At 39.3% G+C, this 18328-nt stretch carries 16 protein-coding genes and 2 pseudogenes; 12 read left to right on the forward strand and 6 right to left on the reverse strand.

Features of this window, described 5'->3' with window-relative positions; genetic code table 11:
- Positions 1-336: 336 nt before the first annotated feature.
- The 5 genes from L654_RS0106730 to L654_RS0106750 all read left to right on the forward strand — a co-directional run bounded on the left by L654_RS0106730 (position 337) and on the right by L654_RS0106750 (position 7261).
- Positions 337-1359 (forward strand): LysM peptidoglycan-binding domain-containing protein, encoded by a 1023-nt coding sequence (locus L654_RS0106730; RefSeq protein ID WP_024607628.1) that lies wholly within the window; start codon positions 337-339, stop codon positions 1357-1359.
- A 14-nt stretch (positions 1360-1373) separates the two neighbouring features.
- Positions 1374-2231 carry a hypothetical protein gene (locus L654_RS0106735; RefSeq protein WP_024607629.1) on the forward strand — a complete coding sequence of 286 codons (858 nt, stop codon included), beginning with the start codon at positions 1374-1376 and terminating at the stop codon, positions 2229-2231.
- 203 nt (positions 2232-2434) lie between these two features.
- Positions 2435-3142 carry a hypothetical protein gene (locus tag L654_RS0106740; protein WP_024607630.1) on the forward strand — a complete coding sequence of 236 codons (708 nt, stop codon included), beginning with the start codon at positions 2435-2437 and terminating at the stop codon, positions 3140-3142.
- Between the two features lie 467 nt (positions 3143-3609).
- Complete coding sequence (locus tag L654_RS0106745; RefSeq protein WP_024607631.1) at positions 3610-5352, forward strand: potassium/proton antiporter; 1743 nt, start codon at positions 3610-3612, stop codon at positions 5350-5352.
- A 232-nt stretch (positions 5353-5584) separates the two neighbouring features.
- Entirely contained in the window at positions 5585-7261 is a 1677-nt protein-coding gene (locus L654_RS0106750) for a P-loop NTPase fold protein (protein ID WP_024607632.1), read from the forward strand.
- Between the two features lie 86 nt (positions 7262-7347).
- Here the strand turns inward: L654_RS0106750 and L654_RS0106755 are convergent, their stop codons facing one another.
- From L654_RS0106755 to L654_RS01000000125660, 4 genes and pseudogenes are all read right to left on the reverse strand, one after another.
- Complete coding sequence (locus L654_RS0106755) at positions 7348-7971, reverse strand: hypothetical protein (RefSeq protein ID WP_024607633.1); 624 nt, start codon at positions 7969-7971, stop codon at positions 7348-7350.
- Positions 7958-8488, reverse strand: a complete 531-nt coding sequence (locus tag L654_RS0106760; protein WP_050582295.1) for a sigma-70 family RNA polymerase sigma factor — start codon at positions 8486-8488, stop codon at positions 7958-7960. The genes L654_RS0106755 and L654_RS0106760 overlap by 14 nt, the downstream gene beginning before the upstream one ends.
- Positions 8489-8699: 211 nt before the next feature.
- Positions 8700-8831 (reverse strand): annotated as a pseudogene (locus tag L654_RS1000000127770) (RNA polymerase sigma factor); the annotation flags it as partial.
- Positions 8832-8845: 14 nt separating this feature from the next.
- Positions 8846-9485: pseudogene (locus tag L654_RS01000000125660) on the reverse strand (energy transducer TonB).
- Positions 9486-9640: 155 nt separating this feature from the next.
- On the opposite strand from L654_RS01000000125660, the gene L654_RS0106775 reads away from it, so the two are divergent.
- The 3 genes from L654_RS0106775 (at position 9641) to L654_RS0106785 (ending at position 11240) form a co-directional block, all read left to right on the forward strand.
- Positions 9641-10147, forward strand: a complete 507-nt coding sequence (locus L654_RS0106775) for a DUF3087 domain-containing protein (protein WP_007583795.1) — start codon at positions 9641-9643, stop codon at positions 10145-10147.
- Between the two features lie 34 nt (positions 10148-10181).
- Complete coding sequence (locus L654_RS0106780; RefSeq protein WP_010555493.1) at positions 10182-10631, forward strand: low molecular weight protein-tyrosine-phosphatase; 450 nt, start codon at positions 10182-10184, stop codon at positions 10629-10631.
- Between the two features lie 99 nt (positions 10632-10730).
- Complete coding sequence (locus L654_RS0106785) at positions 10731-11240, forward strand: hypothetical protein (RefSeq protein WP_024607634.1); 510 nt, start codon at positions 10731-10733, stop codon at positions 11238-11240.
- 67 nt (positions 11241-11307) lie between these two features.
- Here L654_RS0106785 and L654_RS0106790 read toward each other — a convergent pair whose 3' ends face one another.
- The gene (locus L654_RS0106790; protein ID WP_024607635.1) at positions 11308-12423 is read right to left on the reverse strand and encodes an energy transducer TonB; all 1116 of its coding nucleotides are present in this window, start codon (positions 12421-12423) and stop codon (positions 11308-11310) included.
- A 93-nt stretch (positions 12424-12516) separates the two neighbouring features.
- Entirely contained in the window at positions 12517-13629 is a 1113-nt protein-coding gene (locus tag L654_RS0106795; RefSeq protein ID WP_024607636.1) for an energy transducer TonB, read from the reverse strand.
- 251 nt (positions 13630-13880) lie between these two features.
- Between L654_RS0106795 and ribA the strand changes: the two genes are divergently transcribed.
- The 4 genes from ribA to alaS all read left to right on the forward strand — a co-directional run.
- Entirely contained in the window at positions 13881-14504 is a 624-nt protein-coding gene (ribA, locus tag L654_RS0106800; RefSeq protein WP_007583803.1) for a GTP cyclohydrolase II, read from the forward strand.
- 81 nt (positions 14505-14585) lie between these two features.
- Positions 14586-15374, forward strand: a complete 789-nt coding sequence (locus tag L654_RS0106805; protein ID WP_007378958.1) for a BPSS1780 family membrane protein — start codon at positions 14586-14588, stop codon at positions 15372-15374.
- The gene (locus L654_RS0106810) at positions 15374-15826 is read left to right on the forward strand and encodes a regulatory protein RecX (protein ID WP_007583805.1); all 453 of its coding nucleotides are present in this window, start codon (positions 15374-15376) and stop codon (positions 15824-15826) included. Before L654_RS0106805 ends, L654_RS0106810 begins: the two co-directional genes overlap by 1 nt.
- 19 nt (positions 15827-15845) lie before the next feature.
- Positions 15846-18328: alanine--tRNA ligase (gene alaS / locus L654_RS0106815; RefSeq protein ID WP_024607637.1), on the forward strand; the 2483-nt coding region annotated here is incomplete at its 3' end.

Raw genomic sequence — 18328 nt, forward strand, 5'->3', positions numbered from 1 at the left:
TATTGCATCGGGGTGTGACTTACTCACCCACGTTAAAACGCAGCTACCGTATGCCTTATTTGGTGGTGGCCTTACGTTTTTAGCGTACTTAGTAACAAGCATAATAGTGTTATAAACGCATTTTAGAATACGACAATTCCAAACACTCAAAAGCCTGCTTAATTGCAGGCTTTTTAATATTATACAATGCTTAATTAAACTGAAATTACAAAAGGTATTTCAGTTTATTAAAATTATAGATGAATATCATCCAATAGAGTGAAGCTAAATTGACATGGTGGATTTGTCCTCGTATATTTATGCCCATAATGGAATTTAAATATATTAGGAATAAAAATGGTAAAGGAATACATTGTAAAAAAAGGTGATACATTATGGGATATATCTTCTAAGCACCTAGGATCCCCAATGGAATGGCCTAGGTTATGGAAGTTTAATAACCGAAAAGAAGTTGTGGCTATTACTAATAAACCTATAACTAACCCCGACCTAATTTATCCAGGGCAAAAAATACTCATACCTTCTTTAGATATTTCTCAAATTAAAATTAAGCAAAATGCCAGAGCATTTAATACAGTTAATGAGTCTTCACAAAAACAACTCCCTAAAATCACTTCGCCAATTTCATTAAGCTATAAGTTAGATGATATAAGGCAACCTCCAATTGTACTTCCTAATGCTATAGTGGAAATTAAAATGACAGGTAATATTATTTTATCTAGTGTAGATAAATATCCTGTTAATTACGTAGTTAACGATAAAAAATTAGAGGCGACGGTAACATCTCAAGCTAATAAAGCTTTTGGAGCATTAATTAGTGAAACAAAATTAGCTTTCGACGAAAAAACTAAAAAGTTAACGCTCGGAACTAATATTGTCTCTAAGAGTACGACTCCAAACAGCCCAACTACATCACTGGGAATTGAAGTCACATCAAATTCACCAATACCAAAATTAAAATATGAAGTGCAGCTCCCTCAATTAAAAGGAAAAATTAATCAATTTAACTATATAGCTGAAAAAGTGTCGTTTGTTTTAGAAGTAACATTTACGGGCTCAGATGGTAAAAGTGCTAGAGAACATAACCCTGGCAGTAGTGTATGGGATAAGCCTTTAGCTATAGGACTATTTGCTGGAGCTACATTAATTGTTATTGGTACTTTAGTAGAAGATTACGTCACATTAGGTGCAGGAGTCGCTGATGATCCCGCTAGTTTTGCTGCAGCTGCAGGGATGACCGCGAGGGGAGTTGTATTATGGGGTTCTGCTAGAGCAGTAGTTATTCCCGCTGTATTACCCGCAGTTGTTAGATTTAGCACTTCTATAGTCCCAGTTGCAACACTTAGACACGCCCATTAAAAGAGGTTTATTTAGTGAGAATATTTTCAATTGTTTTTTTATTTTTTCTCAGTGGATGTACTTACTTAGAAAGTGCATCAGAACAAGCTAAGCGCTTAGGTAAAACATACCAATTAGATATCCGAGCTGGCGATACTCGTTTATTTTTTCCTGAACAATTTTTAGGAATTGGAGGCAAGCCGCCTACACTTGAAATGGAAAGCACTTCTTTGGAGGATTCTTCAGAGTCACTTGATGGCATTGAAACCGCGCTGGAGGTTTATCCTGAAGGCTTTGTTTCCAAATTTATTAATGCTATTTATATTTCAGGACCTATGCTCATGGAGGGGGCTGAAGCGGGGGGAACATATTCAAGAAATTCTATAATATTATCAAATATCTCAGATAAGAACGGTACTAACTTCAATTATGAAAATTCGTTACGGGGAGTTCATCACGAGCTTAGTTCTTTGATTTATTTACGCTCCCCTTTTGTTAATCTTGCATGGCAAGGTCTGTTGCCTGAAAGTTGGAGTCCTGCTTCCTCGAATTATGAGGCTTTAACGCAAGATAGAAGTATAGGGCCTGATTATGAAAATGGATTTTTATCTACCTACGGTAAAACTAATATTGAGAACGACTTTAATACTTACGCCGAATTTGCTTTTTCTGAGCCTGAAAAGCTACGAGACCTTGCAGCTAAGTATCCAACTATAGCTAAAAAGCTGAGTTTATTTATTACTGCATATAAGCAGGTTCTTCCTGAATATCAGCAGGGCTTCGAAGAGTATTTCACTAATACGGGTTTAAGCGATGTTGCTATAAAACCTGATAATGTAGAGATTACGATTAACAGTGATATTAGTAATGTTAAGCCGCAAATAATTCACTAAGTTAGCTTAGTGAAGGGCTTATTTTTACAGATAGTCATCGTTTAAATGTAAGGTATTCCTCAGTTAAAGAAACTCAAGTTAAATACTCAAAAAGTAATTTTTCTTATACCTAAAATGATTACAGAAATTTACTTCTTAGGATTTCTCTACCTCACTTTAAATGATATGATTTCGACAATTAAATAATAAATAAGGACATTTTTATGGATATTATTATCGGTCAACATGCGCTAAAGAAAAAAACACAGCTAACGCAACTTTCTGAACGTGCAATTGGTAAAGCCTTTAAAGATCAAGCTGCTTTAGCAATACAAATGACGCAATGTAGTGCAGCTGTTTATCGTCGATTACAACGAACTTATAAATCAACTGTAACGCCACGCGATGAAAAAAGAGTTAAAGCAGGTGGCTTAAGTACACAATCAGTTACTTTTTCAACAAGTAATAGTAGCCAAAAATCCTTTAATAGCTTACTTCCTGCAATGCGAGGAAGAGGTGCACCTACAAATACTTCAAAAACGTCAAATGATATTGCAGTTGCTTCTAATCAGCCACAAGCAGTTAACTTGTTGGCTTTGCTACATCCTGTTATAAGCGGCGACATAATGAAGACAGGTAATGCTGTTGAAAAAACAGCGACTATATTAGGGCTAGTAACAACGACTGTTGGTTTTGTAGTTCCAGGCGGTGGAGCTGTTTCATCAATTGTTAGTTGGGTAGGAAGTGGTGCTACGTATTCAGGTTTTTCAATGTCTAGAATTCGCTCTGATGCGCCAGACCGAGCTTATCACCAACTAACAAATTATATTACATGGCTAGCCGCTTGGAATAAAAAAGCGTGTGAGTTAATTGATATAGCAGATCCTAATGGTCAATGGACCTTTAGGGATATCGAGCATGGACTTTCATAAGATTAGACTGTAAGCAGCGTTTTAAAAGAAAGTGTAAGTACGTTATACCTGTAACTTACGATTATTGAAAAGCCTGCTTAATTGCAGGTTTTTTGTTTTTAAAAACAAATAAAGTTAAGTTGAATGGAGCTAAGCTAAGTAATATTAAGTTCAATAACACTCTCTCTATTATCTAAACCACTTAAATATAGACTTAATTACCCGTATTTATATTTTTTAGGTTATTGTATAGCATGAGCTTTAAGCTTTTTAATAGCTATAAATTCTTACTTTTTAATACCAATTCGCTTAATTAAGTGATCTATTTTGAGGCTGGAAAAACGTGTTGATAGCTAGGCAAAAAATTCGCTATTTAGTTGTTCTAAATGAGAATTTTTTTAACACAGGTAGCGACACGTTTAGCCCCGCAAAATGATTAAGTATTATTGCGGATTGGTATAACTCATATAAGGCTGTAAATCCACACTATGTTTGCAATTGATAATATCATTCTCGTTAGTGCCATATTAATTTTACTAGGAGTGATCTCGAGCAAGTTATCTGCACGTGTTGGCTTACCTGTGCTGGTGCTATTTTTACTTGTAGGCATGCTCGCAGGTGAAGACGGTATTGCAGGTATTTCATTCGACAACGCAGAGGCCGCACATGCTTTGGGTACTCTTGCGCTTGCCATTATTCTATTTGATGGCGGCTTACAAACGCCTACCAGTTCAATTAAACAAGTGTGGAAACCCGCGTCTGCTTTAGCAACCGTCGGGGTGTTATTTACCGCTGTAATTACAGGCCTTGTGGCCACTTATATTTTAGACCTGCCCATATTACAAGGTGTTTTACTGGGCGCTATTGTTGGCTCTACAGATGCCGCAGCAGTGTTTGCGCTTTTACGAAGTGCGGGTATTCACTTAAACAAAAAGCTTAAATCTACCCTTGAAATAGAAAGTGCCTCGAACGATCCAATGGCTATTTTTCTAACGGTTGGTTTGTTAGAAATGCTCGTTAACGACATGCCAATAGGGCTGGATTTACTACAGTTATTTGCTCAACAAATGGGTGTTGGCGCTATTTGTGGTCTTTTAATTGGTAAGGTATCGGTTTGGTTTATTAATCGAATTAAACTAAATGCATCGGGTTTGTATTTAGTGATGGTAACCGCATTTGGACTGCTTTCTTTTGGCCTTTCTGCAACGCTCGGCGGCAGTGGATTCTTAGCTGTATTTATAACGGGTGTTATTTTAGGTAACAGCAAATTTGTATATAAACGCGGTATTTTTCTTTTTCATGACGGCTTAGCATGGCTTGGGCAAATAACCATGTTTGTTGTATTAGGACTCCTTATTAACCCGTCATCGTTGGTTGATGTATGGCTAGAAGGATTGCTTATTGCACTGGCGCTCATATTTGTTGCACGCCCATTAGCTGTAGCGCCTATTTTAAAACTGTTTGGCTTTAATAATCGCGAAACCCTGTTTGTATCTTGGGTTGGTCTTAGGGGCTCAGTACCCATTATTTTAGCTATATTCCCATTACTATTTGGCCTTTCAGGGGCTGAGCTTATTTTTAATGTTGTTTTTTTCGTGGTATTAATTTCAGCCACGTTACAGGGTTCAACAATGCCTTGGATGGCTAAAAAACTAAATTTAGTAGAGCCGCCGCCCGACCTAGCCGCTGCAACACTCGAAATCACAGCCCTAAACGATATTGATATAGAAATTGTAGAATACACCTTAAGTGATGTTTCTCGGGTTTCTGGGCGCAGTTTGTCACATGCTGCACTTCCTGAGAGTGTGGTTGTTGCTATGATTACACGGGGTCCGTCAATCATCCCGCCACGAGGCTCAACTAAGTTAAAAGCAAACGACCACTTATTTGTTGTTTTAAAGCCAGATAACAGACCTTTTGTTGATTTAGTTTTTACAGCAACCGATAAAACAAACCACCAAGATAGCCACTTAGCGCACAACGAACTTAAAGTGAAAGGGGTAACGTTGGTAGGTGATATATTTTACTCTTATCACATGCAAATAGACGCCCCAGAAGAGATAAGCTTGGAAGAAGTGATTAACCAAAAGCTTTCAGGAGAAGTCAGTAAAGGCGATATTGTTGTTATTGGTAATGTGCAAATACGCGTTATAACAATGGTGCATACACGCATAGTTACCATTGGCTTAAAGTACTTAAACAATCCAGAAAAGCGACTTTTAAAGCAGTAATCATTAACAATAATTTGTTTAGCGCTAGGCTCACGTTTATAGCGTACGTAGGTTGGGTTGAGTGGCACGAAACCCAACGGATCGCTAATGCAATGAGCACACCGAAAGCTAGTTATATGTAGTGTTTATTGTAGGTGAACAGATAGCTGTCGCATCGGCCGTTAGCTCGGAGAATTCAGCGGCGATCGTTTTATATTGCACTATGAAAAAAAGACTACTTAAAAGGAATTAAATGAAAGAGATTAAAGAATTCAATTGGAGTAAAGCAACTAAGCCTCCATTAGAAGAATATTTTCCTGCAGATAAATTAGATCGTGCTCGCTACGCCACATTCTTATCAAGGCTATTGGCTCAAGAGGGATTTGACGAAAGCAGGCCTGGTGATGAACAAAAGAAAAACTATGTATTAAACTTAAATGCAGAATGGGGGGCAGGTAAAACCTACTTTCTTAAGCGTTGGTCACAGGAATTAATTGTACATTACCCAGTTGTTTATATTGATGCATGGCAGCAAGACTATTCAGACGACCCATTTTTAACTGTGATTGCAGGTATTATAAAGCAGCTTCAACTTCAGGCGAAGTTTAATATAACAATACCTAAAAGTGCCGTTTCGATGTTTAAGGCTGTTGCACCTGCTATTGCACAAGGTCTAACTAAAAAAATATCAGGCATCGATTTAGATGAGTTACACACATTACTATTTTCTGATGAAGAAATTGATAGTGACCAAAATCAAAACTCTAATAAGCCGACGAGCAGCGACTTTTCACCCGCAGTAAAGGCGCTTGCACAAAACTTGATTAAAGATCATGAAGCTAAAAATAAAAGCGTTGAAGTAATAAAAGCTAAGTTAGCTGATTGGGTCAGTAAGTTTGAAAAGCAGGAAGGTAAGTCGTTACCCATATTTATTTTTATTGATGAGTTAGATCGTTGTCGCCCAAGTTATGCAGTAGAAATGTTAGAGACGATTAAACATATTTTTGATGTTAAAGGTATCGTGTTTGTTGTAGCAACAGATACTGAGCAACTTCAACATACAATTAAGTCAATTTATGGACAAGGGTTTGATGCCAAAGTTTATTTAGGTCGCTTTTTTAATAGTCGCTATAGTCTAAAGCGTCCTGTTTTAAAAGACTTTTTATCAGTACATAGCGATACAACTAAATTTGAATCTGCGTATTTAGAAAGTAAAAATATTGAGCTACTCCCTCGAACACAGACACCAGAAACCGCTTTAGCTAATATCTCAGTTGTTTTAGATGCGTTTCAGGTATCAGCAAGAACAGCCATTCAGATTACTGAGCGAATTACTGCCATTATTGTAAATTTACCAAGAGGTAAAAAAGTAGATGTACTCGTTCTCGCTATCTTATTTTGTATTTATGAAAAAGACCACTCACTTTATGAAGAGGTAATAACAGGAAGGTTTAAACGAGATGGAAAAAACCATAAGGGCGAAGTACGAAATATAAGCTTAAATAATTTTTTAAAACAGAGTATTCAAGAAGTACAACAACTAGCTGAGATAAAATACTTTATTGAACCATTATCTTACACAAATTCATTCTACTTAGGTCAAATGGCAAGTAGAAATAATAATTTTGCTACTGGAAATTACTCTATACAACTAGCTGAATTTATTGATAGTATCTTTTGCAGAGTATTTAATAATACAACAAATTCTTTGGCTGCAATGGTTAGTTCAAGTAGTGAGAATGTAACGGCACTTCATAGCGCTGAACAAAACTTAGCAAATGCTGATGTGAGAAAGCCTAGGGTTGGCAATATTACACTGTTATGGTTAAGTTATATTTACATAAAAGATGGCTATAAAGAAATTACCAAAGAGCACTACCGTGATTTTATCGAGCTTTCCTCACCATTAGATTACATGGGCGATAGTTAACTATCTCTGTGCAGCGCGAAGCGCCTCTGTGTTCTCGGTGGTAATATTTATCTAAATTACCACCAATCTTAACTGAGCCAAACCACCTAAGCCCCACACTGCTTAACCCCAACTCCCGCATGTTTAAGTGCAATAATCTGCCCTTTGCCGTTATGCGCCATAGCGAGCATATCACCCGTATTTATATTACTTTCAACCGCATGTTTACCTTTTAAATCACTCAACAATGACTGCTTTATTTGCACGAGCATTTCATCATTACAGCTGGCTATGTACCAGTCGCTATCTACCTTCACTAGAGTGCCGTATTCTATGTGGCGCTGTTGGTGGCGGCGTAAATCGTTAGCTAATTGACTATCAAGCGCGTGTTTTTGCTCTGTAATAGAGCTTGCGTAGCTACCAGCTTGGTTTATTTCGTGTGTTTTAATAAATGAATAGTCGTGAATATCTATAGTGTTAAGTGCGGTGTTATGTACGGTTTTAGGCTCTGTATTTATTACGTTGTTATTATCAAACACAATAAAGGCGAACACACCGAGTGCGCAGGCTAGGCTGGTTAGCTGTAGCGTAAAGCCGAACTTTTTAGGCTTTGTGTGCGTGGCCTTTTTAAGTAACGCTTTTTGCTGAGTGCTTGTAAGTGTTGTGCGCGCTTTTCGCTCTTTAAAGTGTTGTTTGAGCTTTTGATCAAACGGCTCATCAGGCTTGTTCATTGTTTGCTCCTAATAAACGTTTAAGGTTTTGCTTGGCATAGCGCAGCCTTGTTTTAATGGTCTCGAGGCTGCTTTGCGTTATAAGTTCTATGTCGGTGAGCGAAAAGCCTTCTTGTTGTAATGTAATGGCTTCGCGCTGTACAAAACTCAGTTGTTTAAGTGCGGCGTCGAATGCTTCGTAACTTATATTTGAGCTGCCTATATGCGAGTCTCCACTAGTTAAGTCACCACTATTTAAATCGCTTTCGCTTTTATCATTTTGTGCTGCTAAATGCGTGTTTTCGTCAAGCTCTACAAAGTGCTGTTGCCTGCGGTATTCGTCAATGAGTGTGTTGCGGGCAAGTTTAAATAACCACGCTTTGGGTGTGGTTTGCGCTTGGTAAAGGTGGCGCTTTTCGATTACTTTTAGCCATGTTTGTTGACTTACGTCGTATGCTAAATGCGTATTAGATTGCGTAATAGGGTCTGTTGACCTTTCAAGATTAAATTTGCAGCAGTCTGTTTGGTATTTAGGCAAGGCAGAGCCTATGTGGTGTGGTTATTCCCCATAAATAGGCGATAACGCAGCATTAATGCCAAACAGGCGCTGCCCTTCGGGTTCTGCCTAGGGGCAATTTACTCTTTGTTGCTCGGTTTTGACTTAGCCCACTAGGTTACAAACCTCGCGCCGCGATTAAATCGCCCCTAGTTTGAACAAATTTTAATCCGCAAAGGCCAACAGACCCTGAGTAGTGGTATAAGTCGTTACTGTAGAGGGCAATAAGCTGCTCTAAGTAACGATTGTCGCCACTTTTTGCATAACTTGCCATGCAGTCCTTGCTTGGCGTTTCAAATAACCATGACTTAATACTTAGTAGCATAGGCGTTTAGTCCGTTAAATAGAGTTATCTAATTTAAAATCGAGCTGTACAGTTTGACCTGTTTGTAATTGTGCCACACCTTCAATTACTTTTGGGCGATATTTCCAGCGTTTAATGGCTCTTATTGCTTCGCGGTCAAAGGTGCGCTTTGGCTCGGCGTTAATAACTACTGGGTCGATTACTTCCCCCGTTGGCGAAATACTAAAACTTAGTTGCACCCAACCTTCAATACCATCGCGCGCTGCTGTGGTTGGGTATTTAGGGTTTATGCGCACTATGGGTGTTGCATCCCCTGTTGGGCGATTAATGGTGTTGTTAATGTCGCCACCAAAATCGTCAATTGTAATCGGCGTAAAGTCGTTAATTGCCAACACAGGATCGGCTGATGTATCAAGCGGTGGAGCTTTTTGCGGCACTTTAGGCATAGGTGGTGGCGGCTGTATTTTTTGTATATGCCTGACTTTTGAATCCTCAGGGAGGTGAAAAATTTCTACTATAATATCGTCCCCTGGTTTAACCGGTGCGCGTTGCTCGCCACTTATTAAATATTGCATAAACGCAAAAGCTGCAAAGGTCATCGCGGCGCCGNCCGCCAATAACGGCAGTCGATGTTTTAATAAATACTGGGTTGTTAGGTACTTCAAGTGTGTGCATAAGCCGCTCCAAATTTTATTGATCACTACAATTAGGGTGTTTTCAAAGCTATAACGGGTGGCAAATCAAAAAGGGGTGAAATAATTTTATAAAAAATGTGGGGTTTAGTTACAATAGCCATTCGCAAATATTAAAACTTAACTTTTTAGGCTGTTATGCAACTCATTGAAATAAATAAAGCGCGTTACCGTAAACATTTAAACCGTGTTATTGCAGGATGTGGTATTGGTTTGGCTGTAGGCAGCTTGGCTATATCGCAAACGCTGATTGCTTTATTTCCTGATGAAAGTGGTAGCCACTTTCATTGGAACTTAATAGGTGTTGCTATTACTAGCGTTGGGCTTGCGTGGTTACTTCATAAATACCGTACACATACGTTTATGACTGAAGTTGTTTATGTGTGGGAACTTAAAAAAGCACTTAATAAAATAACCCGTAAAATGGCTAAGTTAAAAGCTGCTGGCCGTGAAGGGAATGCCGATGCGTTATTGGCGATTCATTATAGCTACGCGGGCTCTCGGTTATTGTGGCAGCTAGACGATAATCTAATTACCATGGACGATTTAGCCATTAAACAAGCTGAGCTTGAATCTGTTGCAGCGCAACATAACGTAACGCTTAACGTTGAAGATTACGACGCAAGTATTTTAAAACAGTTTTAAAGCTTAGGTTTTTAAATTAGTTAGAGGAGCCTTAATGAAAAAAGTACTCATAGTGTGTTTAGGTAATATTTGCCGCTCGCCAACCGCAGAGGCGGTATTAAAAGCCCGTGCTAAAAAGCTAGGCGTTAACGTTAAAGTCGATTCGGCAGGGACTATTGGTTACCACGAAGGTAAAACGCCTGATAGTCGTTCAATGGCAGCAGGGGAGAAGCGCGGTTATAGTTTTAAAGGTATTTATTCGCGTAAAGTACGCACAAGCGACTTTACTGAATTTGATTTGATTTTAGCGGCCGATACACAAAATTTAGCTGATTTAACAGCGCAATGCCCTGAGCATTTACGCTATAAGCTGGCGCTATTTTTAGAATATGGCGAGCAAGCCCAAAGCGCTATTCCCGATCCCTATTACGGCGGCGATGATGGCTTTGAAAATGTACTCGATTTAATAGAGGCGGCTAGCGATAAAATACTCGCTAAAATTTAATCCCTATTTTATTACTAAAGCTAAATTTAACGAGCTTTTTGTCGTATTGCACAGCGTCCCTAAAGTAAGTACATTTTATACTTACTCAAAGGGAACTTTATGAAAATAAAAATATTACTACTCACTTTATCTATCGCTTCTTGTTCTACTTTTGCTAACGATGTTAGTTTTTCGATTGGGGGTGGCTATCCTTACTTAGTTATTCCTGAAGTGTCTTTGTCGGCTAACGACGACACACAACGCTGGTATGCAAACTATAAACTAGGCCTTGATGATGGATTTTCTGCAGGTTTTGAACAAGCAGTAAGCGATAATAAAAAGCATGCTTTTGGCGCGCTTGTGGGCGCTATTGGTGCAAGAGATACAGACCAAGAGTGTGAAGGTTCAACTAATGATGTAGCAACTGACTTTGCTAATACGCTAGGTTGTGTAATTGGCGGAATTTTTGATGAAGAAACAACAAACGGCATAGGGCTTACGTACAGCTATAACTTTAATGGATTGAACAGCGCTGGTTTTAGATTAGAGCTAGATGTGGGCTATGGTAAAGCAAGCGACAGCAACGAAAAAAGAGCCGATGGCGGTATTAGCGTAAGTTACGAATTTTAACTACGTAGAATTTGTATTAGTTGGTATTAAAAAAGGCGCATAAAGCGCCTTTTTTAATGAGCCGCTTTTAGTGGCGGTTAATTTTAAAGTCGAGTTGTACCTGAGAAATAGCGCTAACGGGTTTGCCATTTTCAAACTTTGGCGCGTAACGCCATTGCTCAAGCGCTGCTTTGGCTGACTTTTCAAATGCGCTGCCGCCTTCAGAGCTAAGTACTTTTGGGTTTTTTACAAAGCCAGCTGCGTCTACCTCAAACTCCATAATAACGCTACCATCGGTACTAAATCTGGCTTTGTGCACTGGGTATTTAGGATTAACACGATAGAGTGGTGTTTGCTCTTGCGATTCTTTCCATGGCACCATTTGAGCGATAGCGAGGCAATGTTTAGTTGCTTCTTCGCTTTTGCCTTGTTTTTCGTACAGACCTACAAGTTTAGAGTGAGCGGTTAGCTCAGCACTGTGATCGTATTTTAAGTTATCGTCAAACGCGGTAACTATGTTGTTTAAGCGCTCAATTGCCTGATTATATTTTTTACTACCTTCGGCAAATGCGGCTATTAAAAAATTAGCTTTAATTTGCTCTACCGAGCTACTAGGCAGATTTTCACGGTAGTATTCGTCGGCTTCTTCTAGGTAGTTTTTCGCTTCGCGATATTTTTTAGAGCTAAACTTTTTAGCAAGCAGTGATGCCGCTTCTAGTTTCATGTCGGCTACAAACTTAGGCTTATTTTGTGTTTTAGCTATATCTATTACTTGTTCTAAAAAGTTAGCTGCTTTGTAAGCTGATGTTGTGTAGTTAGCTTGGCCGAGTAGTGCATCAATTGTTTCTATTGATAGTTTACCGTGGTTTGCAGCTAAAATAGTATGGGCTTCGTTATAGAGTGCAAAACGCTGTTCGTTTAGCTCATCGCCGTAGCCTTTTATTGCTTTAGCGTAATTAATAGCTAAGTTGGCAGTATTGTCGTCGCTTTTACCGTAAACGGCTTTACCTGATGTGTAAGCAAGTTTGGCAGTTTGTTGTACGTTTTTGTCTGCTTTAACTGCTGCTAAATAGCTTTGGTATGCTTGGCTAAATACCGTTTGAGGATCGCTTGCTTGGCTGGCTAGTGCTTGGGTGCTTAAAGTGGTTGCGCTTAGTGCTGATAAACTTAAGCCAACAAATAAGGCGAGTTGCTGTAGCTTCATAATAATCCCTATTAACTTTTTAATTTAAACTAGGTTGACGTAATTACAATAGTTTTCTTATTAATATAATTGTTGGCTAAAAGAGAAAAATACTTAAAGCCATTCAAAATACAGTTCAGCTTGTGTTGTTGCATTTACAGGTTTTCCATTTTTATACTTTGGAGCGTAACGCCATTGTTTAATTGCGGCTATCGCTGATTTTTCAAATGCTTTAGAGCCCTCAGAACTAATAACCTTCGGACTTTTCACAAAGCCATGGGCATCAACAGTAATCTCTAGTACAACAGTTACATGACTTTGAGTTTCACAGCGGGGATATATAGGCTCGACTCTGTAAAGTGGATTTTGCTCTGAGGCATTTTTCCACTGCGTATTTTTAGCAAAGGCTAAAGCGTGTTTGGTCGCTTTATCGCTTTCATCTTGTTTTTCATATAGCTGAACTAAGCCAATATGCGCATTAAGCTCAAAGCTTTGATCTAAATTTTTATATCTATCAAATAAGCCAACTATACGGTTTAGCCTTTTAGTTGCTTTGTCGTAATCTTTACGGCCACTCTCAAATAAAACCATTAAAATGTCAGACTTTATACGCTCTACTGCATTATCAGGTAGCTGGGCTTGGTAATACTTATCTGCATCTTGAGCGTATATTTTCGCTAAAGAATATTCGCTATGGCTAAACCTATAAAATAGTGTCTCTGCAGCTTCAAATTGCATATTGGCGACAAGGCCCGGGTCATTCTGTAATTCAGCGATTTTGATGAGTAGCTTAAAGTTTTTGACTGCGGTATCTGATTTATTCGTATGAGTGGCTTTGGCCAGTAGCGTATCCATAGTCTCTATTGAGTTTTCGCCATAGTTTTTAACTAAAATACGGTGGGCCTGTGAATACAAATCAAATCGTTTCTTTTCATTGCCATTCCCTATAACCATAGCGTTCTTTGCAGTATAACTGTTGATAGCTTTAGCGTAGTTAATAGCAAGATTCGCCGTTTCATTACTATCTTCTCCATATAGAGCGAGTCCTTTTTGATAAGCAAGTTGTGCTTCTTTTTCATCTCGTTCTTTGGCTGCAACGAATGCTGAGTCAGTTTCTTCGGCCTTTGCAGATACAACTTGAATGCTATTTACTTGGTTTGCGAGAGTGCAGTTAGCAAAGGCTAACAAGCTTAATCCTATTGATATGGCGAGCTGTTGGTGCTTCATAATAATCCCTATTATTTATTAGCCCATGAAATTACCAAAACTATCAAGTCCTGTCATTATTTTAGGTAAATTAAAGTAAACAAGCGAAGTTGTAATATTCGGGTTATTAATTGCTTAACAATCATTGAAAATAACGCCTGTCGTCGCCATATATTTGCCATAAACAGTCTTGTACTACGGTGTATTTATCCTATTTTGTGATATTATCACTTTATTGTCGTGTCGTAGTTATTTAAATATTTGGATTTGTCGTGGCGCAAGTAAGAGCAAGAGTCCAGCTTAATGTTGGCAGAAATAGTGATATCCCTGCAGAAATAATCTCATTTACTGATTTAAAAGATGGCAAAGAGCATATTGCTATGGTGTTTAACAACGCCGATACAGAGCAAGATGTACCGCTTATTCGTATGCATTCGGAGTGTTTAACAGGTGATGTATTTTACTCATCGCGTTGTGATTGCGGCGAGCAGCTAAATGAATGTATTGAAATGATGCACGAGCAAGGCGGTATTTTATTGTATTTACGCCAAGAAGGTCGTGGCATTGGTTTATACAACAAAATTGATGCTTACGTATTGCAATCGCAGGGTATGAACACCTACGAAGCTAATAATCATTTAGGCTTTGCTGATGATTTACGTGACTTTTCGGATGCTGTGTTAATGCTTAATGCGCTTAATTTAAGCCACGTTAAATTAATGACCAATAATCCTAAAAAGCTTAACGCACTAAAAGATGCCGGTATTAATGTTGACTCGGTTGTGGGCACGCATGCGCACATTAAAGCGGGTGTTGCGGGTAATAAGTCGTACCTAGAAACAAAAATTAAGCATGGCGCGCATATGTTAGATATTAAGAAAATTAAAAAACCTTAATCATTTAATTACGTTTCGTCTATTAATACCCCCTCACGCCAAGTTATACTTGGCGTGTTTCGTTTTAAATTAAGAGCAAGTATGTCTACACAATTACGAATTTTTAAAGCCGATGCAGGGCTAAAGTGGTTAAAAGCCGGATGGCTTATTTTTAAAACCCAGCCAGCAACCTTTATTTTTATGCATTTATTTATTGGTATTGTAGGGCTGCTGTCTTTATTTTTACCGCTGCTGCAAGTAGTAGCAGCACTAGCTACGCCATTTTTAACCGCAGGGTTTTACCAAGCGGTGCTTAGTAAGCAGCAGGGCGGAAAAATTATGCTAGCCGATATTCTCAAGCCATTTACGGCTAAGGGAAATCGTTTAGGGTTATTGCGTTTAGCACTTTATCAAATGGGTGCGGGCATTTTAATGGCGTTACTTGCTAATGGCTTATTTGCCGATGCAGTGGCTGTTATGAGCCAACCAGGACTAGATCCAAACGTAGCACTTGAACAAATGCTTGAGAGTATTTCGGGCGCGAATGTAATTTTGTTTTTTATGGCAATGCTAATTTATTTAACGGCGTTTGCTTACGCTGTACCGCTTGTTTATTTTAGTAAAGAAACACGTATTTTAACGGCGCTTAAAAAATCGTTAATGGTGTTTTATCATAACATTTTGCCACTTGGCGTTTTTGGCCTTATTTGCGCATTATTTATGGCGCTTTCGATGTTCTTATCGTTCTTACCACTGTTGATTTTAATGCCGATTTGCTACATTAGCTTTTTTGTATCTTATCAAGCCATTTTTATGCCTGTTGTACCACCAAGTGACGACATTAATGTTAAGCCACTTAGCAGTGAAACAAGCGGGCGTTTTGACGCTTAATGGATGATAAATTAAAGCAAAAACTAAAAAACTATGTACTTTGGTTACTAGGGCGCCAAGAATATTCGCGTCGTGAGTTAACGCTTAAATTACAGCAAAAAGAAGCCACAGAAGAGTTTATTGAAACGCTGCTTGATTGGTGCGAAAAGCATAATTTTATTAACGAGCAGCGATACTGTGAAGGCTTTGTAAGAAAACACATATTTAAATGCCACGGGCTTAAGCGAATACAAAGCGAAGCTATGGGCAAAGGGATTGATCGTTCGCTACTTGAATTGGTAGTTGAAGAGCTTGAAGTAGATTGGTTTGAGCTTGCGCAGGATGCGTACAATAAAAAATATTCGAATACACCGGCCGATCTCGATTACAAAGATAAAGCTAAGCGCGTGCGCTACTTAATGTATCGGGGTTTTAGCTACGATGAAATTAATTTTGCAATGCAAGCACAGTAAATACAGGTGAGACTTTCAAATGCAGCACATGACTACCGCACAAATTAGGCAACAGTTTTTAGACTTTTTTGCCAGCAAGCAACATCAAATAGTACCTTCTAGCTCGCTTATACCGGGTAACGATGCCACGTTGTTATTTAACAATGCCGGCATGGTGCAATTTAAAGATGTATTTTTAGGCGCAGAAAGCCGCCCTTATACACGTGCGACAAGCTCGCAGCGCTGTGTACGTGCTGGCGGTAAGCATAACGATTTAGAAAACGTAGGCTACACTGCTCGCCACCATACATTTTTTGAAATGTTAGGTAACTTCAGCTTTGGTGATTACTTTAAGCAAGACGCGATTAAGTTTGCATGGGAGTTTTTAACTGAGGTAGTAAGCCTACCTAAAGAAAAACTTTTAGTAACTATTTATCACGATGACGAAGAAGCGTTTGGTTACTGGGCTAACGAAATTGGCTTACCAGAGGATCGTATTATACGTATTGCGACCTCAGACAACTTTTGGTCTATGGGCGATACTGGTCCGTGTGGTCCGTGTTCTGAAATATTTTATGACCATGGCGAGCATATTTGGGGCGGTCCTCCGGGCTCTCCTGAGGAAGACGGCGACCGTTTCATCGAAATTTGGAACCTTGTATTTATGCAATACAACCGTCAAAGCGACGGTACAATGTTGCCTCTACCTAAGCAATCTGTTGATACGGGAATGGGCCTTGAGCGTATTTCTGCTATTTTGCAGGGCGTGCATTCAAACTACGAAATCGATTTATTCCAAGGCTTAATTGCTGCTGCTGCAAGTGTTACTAATGCACAAGACATGGACGACAAGTCACTACGCGTAGTGGCGGATCATATTCGTTCGTGTGCGTTTTTGATCTCAGACGGTGTTATGCCATCTAACGAAGGCCGTGGTTATGTACTGCGCCGTATTATTCGTCGTGCTGTGCGCCACGGTAACAAATTAGGTGCACAAGGTTCGTTTTTCTATAAATTAGTTGCTGCGCTAATTGAGCAAATGGGTCAAGCGTACCCTGAGCTTGCTAAGCAACAAGAAATTATTGAAAAAGTATTACGCATTGAAGAAGAACAGTTTGGTAAAACACTTGAGCGTGGCTTAGCTATTTTAGAAGAAAGCTTAAGCGACCTTAAAGGCGATATTATACCGGGCGACTTAGTATTTAAACTTTATGATACGTATGGTTTTCCAGCTGATTTAACGGCCGATGTTGCGCGTGAGCGCCAGATGACAATTGATCATCAAGGCTTTGAAGAATGTATGGCTGTACAACGTAAAACAGCGCAACAAGCGGGTAAGTTTGGCGCTGATTACAATGACCAATTAAAATCAGATAAACACACTGACTTTAAAGGTTACGACAGCACACATTACAGCGCGACCGTTATTGAAATTTTTGCCGGTGGCGAAGCTGTTCAGTTATTAGAAGATGGTCAACAAGGTATTGTAGTACTAGACCGCACACCGTTTTACGCTGAATCAGGCGGTCAAACGGGTGACACGGGTACTATTACAGTTGCTGGTGGCGAATTTAATGTTACTAATACCACTAAGCTTGGTAATGCTTTTGCTCACCACGGTACTGTACAAGGCCGTATTGGTGTTAACGATAAAGTTGACGCCACTATTGATGATACGCGCCGCGACAGCATTAAGAAAAACCACACAGCTACGCATATTTTACACGAAGCACTACGCCAACTATTAGGTGACCATGTAGGCCAAAAAGGCTCACTTGTTCAGCCAGATCGTTTACGTTTTGACTTTTCGCACTTTGAAGCGGTTACTAAAGATGAGCTACGTGAAATTGAGCGTGTAGTTAATGACGAAATTCGTCGTAACTTTGCACTTAATACTGAGCTTATGGCTATTGATGATGCTAAAGCGAAAGGTGCTATGGCATTGTTTGGCGAAAAGTACGATGACGAAGTACGTGTAGTTACTATTGGCGACTACTCTATTGAGCTTTGTGGTGGTACTCACGTTGAGCGCGCTGGCGATATTGGTTTATTCAAAATTGTATCTGAAAGCGGTATTGCCGCAGGTGTTCGCCGAATTGAAGCGGTAACAGGTGCAGATGCTGTAGCGTACGTTAGCGAGCAAGAGCAACAACTTAGCGATGTTGCAGCTTTAGTTAAAGGCGATAGCGCATCGGTACTTGAAAAAGTAACTGCGTTGCTTGAAAAATCTAAAGGCCTTGAAAAGCAAATTGCACAGCTTAGCGATAAGCTAGCAAGTGCAGCGGGCGCGTCTTTACTTGATTCGATTGTTGAAATTAATGGCGTTAAGCTACTTGTAGCAAACGTTGAAGGTACTGAATCTAAAGCGCTTCGCGGTATGGTTGATGACCTTAAAAACAAGATTGGCTCAGGTGTTATTGCACTGGGTGTTGCCAGTGGCGACAAAGTAAGCCTAATTGCCGGTGTAACGAAAGACTTAACAGGCAAAGTAAAAGCCGGTGAGTTAATTAACCATATGGCAGG

The organism is Pseudoalteromonas sp. TAB23 (genome assembly GCF_000498075.1).
GTDB lineage: Bacteria > Pseudomonadota > Gammaproteobacteria > Enterobacterales > Alteromonadaceae > Pseudoalteromonas > Pseudoalteromonas arctica.